The 483-nt window shown below is 64.8% G+C and carries 1 protein-coding gene; it reads right to left on the minus strand.

Annotation, left to right across the window (positions count from 1 at the left end; all coding sequences use genetic code 11):
• Positions 1 to 21: 21 nt before the first annotated feature.
• On the minus strand, positions 22 to 483 hold a 462-nt coding region (locus IV513_RS15745), incomplete at its 5' end, for a DNA polymerase III subunit beta (protein ID WP_209391493.1).

The following is a 483-nucleotide window of genomic DNA, read 5'->3' on the forward strand; positions in this document are numbered from 1 at the left end:
GTTTCGCCATGCTCATGGCTGTCAGACACGCAGCGGCATCAGCACGTACTGCACGCCCGGATCGCCCGGATCGAGGACCAGGGTCGGGCTGGCCGGGTCGGCGAAGCGGAAGGCGGCGTTCTCGCCTGTGATCTGGCCGGCGACGTCCAGCAGATAGCGGGCGTTGAAGCCGATCTCGAACGGTTCGTCGGAATAGCCGATCTCGACCTCTTCCTCGGCCTGGCCGGCTTCCATGTTGCGCACGGTCAGCTTCACGCGGTCGTTGTCGAAGGCCAGTTTGACCGACCGGCTCTTCTCGGCCGAGATGGTGGCGACGCGGTCGACGGCCTTGGCGAACAGGGCGTTGTCGATATCGGCCTGTTTGTCGTTGCCGCGCGGGATGACGCGCAGATAGTCGGGAAAGGCGCCGTCGATGACCTTGGAGGTCAGGCTGGCCTCGCCCATCTGGAAGCGGATCTTTTGGGCCGAGACGGTGACTTCCAC

Origin of the sequence: Chryseobacterium sp. RR2-3-20 (assembly GCF_017808115.1) — a bacterium.
GTDB lineage: Bacteria > Bacteroidota > Bacteroidia > Flavobacteriales > Weeksellaceae > Chryseobacterium > Chryseobacterium oryzae.